Genomic DNA, 8,083 nt, shown 5'->3' with positions numbered 1-8,083 from the left:
TCCAGATCGCTCATATCCGATCGCGCCATTTGCATGCTCCAGCCTGTTGATCTGTAGGAATTGAATCACAACCATATGCCATTGAACAGAATTTAATGAGTGTGCTGCCTAGGCAAAATTGTTACTTGCACTTATTTTGCAGGCAGCAAACCGGAGACCCATATGCCTTCCCGTCGTCATGCCGTTCGCGACATTTCCTATGCGCATTCCGCCGAAACCAAAGGTGGGCGGATGGTCATCAAGCTGATGGAGAACACGACGGGCCGTATGCGCCTGATCAAACGCGCGGACGGGTACGAGAAAGACGTTGCCAATGGGCGCGACTTTTGGGCTGTGATGGTCGAACGCTATGGGCTGACACTGGACGTGGCGGGGGGATCGCTTTCGAATATCCCGAAAGACGGTCCTCTGATCCTGATTGCCAATCATCCCTACGGAATTCTGGATGGCCTGATGATGGGACATATCCTGTCCGAGACGCGGGGTGATTTCCGCATTCTGGCCCATCGGGTGTTTCGCAAGGCCGAAGACCTGAATCGCATCATTCTGCCAATTTCGTTTGATGAAACGAAAGAGGCGATGCAGCTGAACCTTGAGACCCGCAAAACCGCACTCACATATCTGGGTGAAGGCGGGGCGATCGGCATTTTTCCAGGCGGCACGGTCAGCACAGGGGTTAAGCCGTTTTCCCACCCCATGGATCCGGGTTGGCGCGGGTTTACTGCGCGGATGGTTGCAAAATCGAATGCCACAGTTGTTCCGGTTTTCTTTGATGGCCACACCTCTCGTCTGTTTCAGATCGCCAGCCATCTGCACAGTACTTTGCGGATGGGCCTGCTGATCAAAGAGTTCAAGAAACGCGTTGATACACCGGTGAAGGTCGTAGTCGGAGAGCCGATCAGGCGCGACATTCTGGACCCGCTCAGCAAGGATACGCGCAAGATGATGGATTTCCTGCGCAAAGCCACGTATGAGCTGTCTCCAACGCCGTTGAAGTCTTATGATTACGGCTATGAGTTTGAGGAACGGCATCGCGCCTGAGTGATCTAATGGCAGTAGGTATCTTCGATTCCGGTTTGGGCGGTCTGACCGTCCTGAGTGCCGCACAGCAACGTCTGCCGGACGTTGATTTCCTGTATTTTGCAGACAGTGCACACGCGCCATACGGTGTGCGTGATGCCGAGGATATCTATCAGCTGACCCGCAAGGCGGTTCAGGATCTGTGGTCGCGTGGCTGCAATCTGGTGATTCTGGCCTGCAACACCGCCAGCGCCGCAGCGTTGCGGCGGATGCAGGAAGAAGGCGTGCCCAGCGGCAAACGCGTTCTTGGCGTTTTTGTCCCGTTGATCGAAGCACTGACCGAACGGCAATGGGGCGACAATTCTCCGCCGCGCGAAGTGGCCGTCAAACATGTGGCGTTGTTTGCAACGCCTGCCACCGTGTCCAGCAGGGCCTTTCAGCGGGAACTGGCATTTCGGGCCATCGGAGTAGATGTCGAGGCACAGGCCTGTGGCGGCGTTGTGGATGCCATAGAAGACGGTGACATGATCCTGGCCGAAGCCTTGGTGCGCAGCCATGTGGATGCGCTGAAACGCAAAATGCCAGAACCTCAGGCTGCTATTCTGGGCTGCACGCATTACCCGTTGATGGCCGAAGCATTCCAGGCGGCGTTGGGTGATGATGTGCAGGTTTACAGCCAGGGTGCGCTTGTTGCTGACAGTCTGGCAGATTACCTGCAACGTCACCCCAACATGTTGGGCGAGGGCCCGAGTGGTTTTCTGACAACTGGCAAACCCAATGTAGTCAGCGACCGGGCGACGCAGTTCCTCCGACGACAAATCACGTTCCAGGCTGCCTGACTTAGGTCAAGGACGCAGCCACTTTGCTTCCCTTATTTCAAGGCCGTCACATCGGCGGTCGAAACATGTGACACTCAAGTGAAAGAGGTCTGACATGACCCATAAAATCGCAATTTTGGGCGCTTCGGGCTATACCGGCGCTGAACTGGTGCGGCTGATCGCCGAGCACCCGAACATGGATATCGTCGCGCTGGCCGCCGAACGTAAGGCTGGCATGACCATGGCGCAGGTTTTCCCGCATCTGCGCCACATGGATCTGCCTGATCTGTGCAAAATCTCCGAGATCGACTTTTCGCAGGTTGACCTGTGTTTTTGCGCTTTGCCGCACAAAACCAGTCAGGAAGTGATCCGGGACTTGCCGAAAGATCTGAAAATCATTGACCTGTCTGCCGACTTCCGGCTGGCCGACCCTGACGAGTACGAAAAATGGTACGGCAATCCGCATACCGCGCTAAAACAGCAGGAAGAGGCGATCTATGGTCTGACCGAGTTCTACCGCGAAGACATCAAGGGGGCACGGCTTGTTGCGGGCACCGGGTGCAATGCGGCGACCGGGCAATATGTTCTGCGGCCGCTGATATCTGCCGGGGTCATTGATCTGGACGATATCGTTCTGGACCTGAAATGCGCCGTGTCAGGGGCAGGGCGGTCATTGAAGGAAAACCTGCTGCACGCTGAACTGAGCGAAGGCAGCAACGCCTATTCCGTTGGAGGGACGCACAGACATCTTGGCGAGTTTGATCAGGAGTTTTCGAAACTTGCCGGTCGGGCTGTGCATGTGCAGTTCACGCCCCACCTTATCCCTGCAAACAGGGGTATTCTGGCCACAACCTATGTGAAGGGCGACCCGCACAGCATCTACGAAACGCTTGCCAAAGCCTACGCGGACGAGCCGTTCATCCAGATGCTGCCGATAGGTGAGACTCCTTCAACCCACCATGTGCGGGGGTCAAATTTCTGTCATATCGGTGTTGTGGCGGATAGGATTGAGCGGCGCGCAATTGTGATTGCAGCGCTGGATAACCTGACAAAAGGTAGCAGTGGGCAAGCCTTGCAGAACGCAAACCTGATGTTAGGTGAAGATGAAACTCTGGGCCTGATGATGGCCCCGCTTTTCCCGTGAGGATGGTATGAAAACGCTCAAGAAACGTCGGCGCGTACAAGTCATTCTGGTGGCAGTTGTTGCCTTGGTGGCGGCAACAGCGTTGATTGGCTGGGCATTGCAGGACGGGATCAACTTTTTCCGCTCACCCAGTGAGGTGATTGCTGAGCCGCCGAAACCAACCGAAGTGTTCCGGATTGGCGGCTTGGTCGAAGAAGGTTCGATCATCCGCGGACAGGGCGAAACCATTCGTTTTGTTGTAACGGATGGCGGCGAAAGCGTTCCTGTCTCATTCACAGGTGTTCTGCCTGACCTTTTCTCGGAAAATCAGGGAATGATCGGCACAGGCAGTTACGTGAACGGCGTCTTTGAAGCGACAGAAATTCTTGCCAAACATGATGAAACCTACATGCCGAAAGAGGTCATGGACGCTCTGAAAGAGCAAGGTGTCTATAAAGGCGCGGAAGAAAGCTAAAAAAAACTCTGAACCTGCTTCGGAGCGTTGCGTGCATGGTGCATGCAGCGCTCCGTTTCGTTTTGAATCGTTAATGTCTGTCGGAAACGGTGTGGCCACCTAACGTTACGAGGGTGGTATGCAAACGGTACACCAAATTGCCAAAGATATTGTGGCCCGTGAAGGGGGCTTTGTTTATGACCCCGACGATCCGGGCGGAGCAACCAAGTTCGGGGTCACGATTCACACTCTGCGCAGGCTGGGCTTGGATCTGACCGGCGACGGCCGGATTGACGAGGCGGATGTGCGCGCTTTGTCCCCTCGGCAAGCGGTCGACATCTTTGTGCAGCATTATTTCGACAAGCCGCGCATTGGTGAGCTGCCCGAAACCCTGCATGCCTCTGTTTTCGACATGTATGTGAATGCCGGTGCGCAGGCGGTGAAGATTCTTCAGCGGCTGCTAAAGGAAATGGGGTTTAACGTCACTGCCGATGGCATAATCGGCCCGCAAACCGTGGCGGCCTGCGAAAGCGCGGCGCAGCCAGAGCCCGGCGTCTTGCGCGACGCTTACGGGATTGCGCGGCGAAATTACTATTTTCGCCTTGCTGATCGGCGGCCTGCATCCAGAAAATACGCGCGTAGCCGATCAGGCGGCAAAGGCGGCTGGATAATACGGGCCGAAGAGTTTCTTTCGCCGCGTTATCACCTTTCGGACAGCGATTTTAACAAAAGGATCGCGGCATGGGGCTGATTTCAGGTGTGCTGGCGCTGCTGTTTGGAAACGGCCGCAACGTCTTGCAGGAAACCGCAGAACTCTATCGTGAAAACACAGAAGCAAGCGCGGTGCGCGCAAATGAGGTTCAAACTCAGGCCATGTTACAGTTTGGTTCCGAATTTCAGGCGCCTCAGAAGGGTCTGTTTGACCGTGTCATGGACGGCGTGAACAGGTTGCCGCGCCCGGCGCTGGCATTGGGTACGCTTGGCTTGTTCGTTGCCGCCATGGTCGACCCAATATGGTTTGCCGCACGGATGCAGGGCATAGCCTTGGTACCAGAGCCGCTGTGGTGGTTGCTGGGCGTGATCGTGTCGTTTTACTTTGGCGCGCGTCACCAGAGTAAAATTCAGGATTTTCAGCGGGATATCCGCTCAACCATGACGCAACTGCCAACGGTCATGAGCAATATCCAGGCCTTGCGCACCATGCAGAGCGACAGCCCCGGTGCTGCCGATCCCGGTCCGGATGCTGTACTGACCCGCGATGTCGTACTTCCCGAAGAAAACCAGGCTCTGAACGATTGGCGAAAGCTTCGCGGTATCTGACCCGCGACACTTTGTGCGTGCAGAACTAGCTAAAGGTCATGGCCCCCGGTTCCGCACCGGCGTATATTCCGGGGCATGATTACAGAACTTGGCCACTTCACCCTGATCCTCGCGTTCTTTGTCGCCATAGTGCAAAGCGTTGTTCCACTTATCGGCGCCTCAAAACGCTGGACCGGCTGGATGGCCTTTGCAGAGCCCGCCGCGATCGTCCAGTTCCTGCTGACGGCGTTTGCATTTGGTGCTTTGATCTGGGCGTTTGTAACGTCTGACTTTTCCCTCAGGATTGTGGTCGAGAACAGCCACACGGCAAAGCCGATGCTGTACAAGATCAGCGGAACATGGGGCAACCACGAAGGATCCATGCTGCTGTGGGTGCTGATCGTCACCCTGTTTGGAGCGATGGCGGCTTTCTTTGGTGGCGGCTTGCCACCGACACTCAAGGCCCGTGTTCTGGCCGTTCAGTCGGCCATTGCCGTGGCGTTTTTCGGTTTCATCCTGTTCACGTCGAACCCGTTTGACAGGCTTGCCATCGCTCCGTTTGACGGGCGTGACCTGAACCCACTGCTGCAAGATCCTGGGCTGGCCTTCCACCCGCCGTTTTTGTACCTCGGCTATGTCGGGCTGAGCATGGCATTCAGCTTTGCGATTGCTGCCCTGATCGAAGGGCGTATCGATGCAGCATGGGGCCGGTGGGTGCGCCCCTGGACACTGGCGGCATGGGTTTTCCTGACTATCGGAATCGCGTTGGGATCCTGGTGGGCTTATTACGAACTGGGCTGGGGCGGTTTCTGGTTCTGGGACCCGGTGGAAAACGCATCCTTCATGCCCTGGCTGCTAGCGGCGGCGCTGTTGCACTCGGCAATTGTCGTGGAAAAGCGCGAAGCATTGAAAAGCTGGACCATTCTGCTGGCAATTATTGCGTTTGGATTTTCCCTGATCGGCACGTTTATCGTGCGTTCAGGTCTGCTGACCTCGGTACATGCTTTTGCCAATGATCCTGAACGCGGTGTGTTCATCCTGATCATTCTGGTCTTCTTCATCGGTGGCGCGCTTACCTTGTTTGCCGCGCGGGCGCAGGCGATGGAGGCCAAGGGCGTTTTTGGCATGGTCAGCCGCGAAAGCGCGCTGATCGTGAACAATGTCCTTCTTGCGGTCAGTTGTTTCGTTGTCTTTGTCGGGACGATGTGGCCGATGGTGGCCGAGATGATGTTCGACCGCAAACTCTCGGTCGGGGCGCCGTTTTTCAACGCGGCCTTTTCACCGTTCATGGTTTTGCTGGGTCTGATCCTGCCGATCGGGGCCATGCTGCCGTGGAAACGCGGTCGGTTGGGCAAAACGGCCTGGTCCCTGCGCTATGCCTTTGGTCTGGCGCTGGCGATTGCGTTGTTGGTTTGGGCAATGCAGACCGGTCGCAGCGCGCTAGGGCCCGTAGGCCTGTTTCTGGGGGCATGGATCACTTTCGGTGCCGCCATTGATTTGTGGAGCCGGACAGGCCGCAATGGCAGCTTCAAACGTCTGATCCGACTTCCGGGGGCCGATTGGGGTAAGGCAGTTGCCCATACCGGCCTTGGCGTGACGATCTTTGCGATTGCCGGTCTGACCGCGTGGGAGGCAGAAGATATCCGTGTGGCGCAGCTGAACCAGCCGTTCGAAGTAGGTCAGTTTACACTGACGTTGCAGGACGTGCGACGGGTACAGGGGCCGAACTATTTTTCAACCACGGCTGATGTTTTGGTGGAAAAGGGCGGTCGCGCCATCGGAACGCTGCATCCCGAGAAACGGGATTATCCCGTTGCACGCATGCCGACGACCGAGGCCGCGATTGACTATCGTTTTTTTGGTGACCTTTACGTCGTCATCGGGGATCAGCAGGCAGACGGTGGCTGGGTCATGAGAACCTATATCAAACCGCTGGCGAACTGGATCTGGGGTGGATGTATCCTGATGGCGCTCGGCGGTGTCCTCAGCCTGAGCGACAGGCGCTTCCGCGTCGCCGCAGGCGCGCGTAAATCCCCCGCTGGCGGAGTACCCGCAGAATGAAGAGCCTTGTTCTGATCCTGCTGCTGCTTGCAGCACCCGTGTTTGCGGTACAACCTGATGAAGTTCTGGACGACCCGGTTCTGGAGCAGCGGGCGCGCGACCTGAGTGTTGGATTGCGGTGCCTGGTGTGTCGCAATGAAAGCATTGACGAAAGCAACGCCGATCTGGCGCGCGATCTGCGTCTGCTTTTGCGCGAACGTTTGGTTGCGGGTGACAGCGACGAAGAGGCCATCTCGTTTATCGTTGACCGCTACGGCGAATATGTCCTGCTCAAGCCCACCACCAGTGGTTCGAACCTGCTGTTGTGGCTTGCCGGGCCGATCATGCTGCTGATCGCTGCCGCAGTCGGGCTGAACTTTCTTCGCACACGCGCAAGGGCGCAGGTTTCGGGTGAAACCGAAGCTCTAAGTGCGGAAGAACAGGAACGCCTTCGCCAAATTCTTGAAGACTGACGTTTGGTTCTGCTTTTCCCATCCTGCCCGGACAAGTAAGTGTGCTGAAACACGTGGCGCGAGGGAAAAGTTTTCATGAATTACGAAACGGTTCTATTGGACATATCGGATGGTCTGGCGGTTCTGACCCTGAACAGACCGGACAAGATGAACGCGCTGACCACTCGGATGCGGGCAGAGATTACCCACGCGATGAAAGATGCCGCGGTTAAAGCGCGCTGTATCGTTATCACCGGCGCGGGGCCGGCGTTTTGTTCCGGGCAGGATCTGGGAGATGCATCATCGACCGGCAAGATCGATCTGGAACGATCATTGCGCGACGAGTACGAGCCGATGCTGGAAGCCATCCACAGCTGTCCTGTTCCGACGATCGCGGCTGTAAACGGACCTGCTGCGGGGGCAGGGGCCAACCTTGCGCTGTGTGCGGACGTGGTTATTGCAACGGAGAGTGCGTATTTCCTGCAGGCTTTTGCACGTATCGGCTTGCTGCCCGATGCCGGGGGCACCTGGTTCATGCCGCGTCAGATGGGCTTGGCCAAAGCAATGGGGGCCGCCTTGTTTGCTGACAAGATCAGCGCCCGGCAGGCCGAAGAATGGGGCATGATCTGGGAAGCTGTCCCCGATGATGCGTTTGCCGCACATTGGCACAAAAGGGCAGAATATCTGGCCAAAGGTCCAACCGCCGCCTATGGCGCGATCAAGCGTGCCATCCGCGGGACCTACGAAAACACATTGCAGCAGCAGCTTGCAACCGAGGCGCATCTTCAAGGTGAATGTGGCCGGTCGCGGGATTTTGCAGAAGGTGTGGTGGCGTTCATGGAAAAACGCCCTCCGAAATTCGAAGGGCGTTGATAAG

The 8,083-nt window shown here is 56.7% G+C and carries 9 protein-coding genes; all 9 read left to right on the top strand.

Translation table 11 applies throughout. From position 1 onward, the window contains the following. Positions 1-162 precede the first annotated feature (162 nt). The 9 genes from AC2FLZ_RS16705 (at position 163) to AC2FLZ_RS16665 (ending at position 8,079) form a co-directional block, all read left to right on the top strand. Positions 163-1,041 (top strand): lysophospholipid acyltransferase family protein, encoded by an 879-nt coding sequence (locus AC2FLZ_RS16705; protein WP_480472591.1) that lies wholly within the window; start codon positions 163-165, stop codon positions 1,039-1,041. An 8-nt stretch (positions 1,042-1,049) separates the two neighbouring features. Further along, a complete protein-coding gene (locus AC2FLZ_RS16700) occupies positions 1,050-1,859 on the top strand; it encodes a glutamate racemase (RefSeq protein WP_480472593.1) in 810 nt (269 codons plus the stop codon). 94 nt (positions 1,860-1,953) lie between these two features. Beyond that, positions 1,954-2,982: an N-acetyl-gamma-glutamyl-phosphate reductase gene (gene argC / locus AC2FLZ_RS16695; RefSeq protein WP_496882445.1), complete on the top strand. Its 1,029-nt coding sequence runs from the start codon at positions 1,954-1,956 to the stop codon at positions 2,980-2,982. 7 nt (positions 2,983-2,989) lie between these two features. After that, complete coding sequence (gene ccmE, locus AC2FLZ_RS16690) at positions 2,990-3,436, top strand: cytochrome c maturation protein CcmE (RefSeq protein WP_209504023.1); 447 nt, start codon at positions 2,990-2,992, stop codon at positions 3,434-3,436. Positions 3,437-3,554: 118 nt separating this feature from the next. Next, entirely contained in the window at positions 3,555-4,166 is a 612-nt protein-coding gene (locus AC2FLZ_RS16685; RefSeq protein ID WP_496882444.1) for a holin-associated N-acetylmuramidase, read from the top strand. Further along, entirely contained in the window at positions 4,157-4,735 is a 579-nt protein-coding gene (locus AC2FLZ_RS16680; RefSeq protein ID WP_496714486.1) for a holin family protein, read from the top strand. The genes AC2FLZ_RS16685 and AC2FLZ_RS16680 overlap by 10 nt, the downstream gene beginning before the upstream one ends. 75 nt (positions 4,736-4,810) lie before the next feature. Next, complete coding sequence (locus AC2FLZ_RS16675; RefSeq protein WP_496882443.1) at positions 4,811-6,775, top strand: heme lyase CcmF/NrfE family subunit; 1,965 nt, start codon at positions 4,811-4,813, stop codon at positions 6,773-6,775. Continuing rightward, positions 6,772-7,227 carry a cytochrome c-type biogenesis protein gene (locus AC2FLZ_RS16670; protein WP_496882442.1) on the top strand — a complete coding sequence of 152 codons (456 nt, stop codon included), beginning with the start codon at positions 6,772-6,774 and terminating at the stop codon, positions 7,225-7,227. The genes AC2FLZ_RS16675 and AC2FLZ_RS16670 overlap by 4 nt, the downstream gene beginning before the upstream one ends. Positions 7,228-7,302: 75 nt before the next feature. Then, positions 7,303-8,079 (top strand): enoyl-CoA hydratase-related protein, encoded by a 777-nt coding sequence (locus AC2FLZ_RS16665; protein ID WP_480472605.1) that lies wholly within the window; start codon positions 7,303-7,305, stop codon positions 8,077-8,079. Positions 8,080-8,083 lie beyond the last annotated feature (4 nt).

It is taken from the genome of Ruegeria sp. YKSF131 (assembly GCF_059612645.1).
This window is presented reverse-complemented; position numbering and strand designations above follow the sequence as displayed.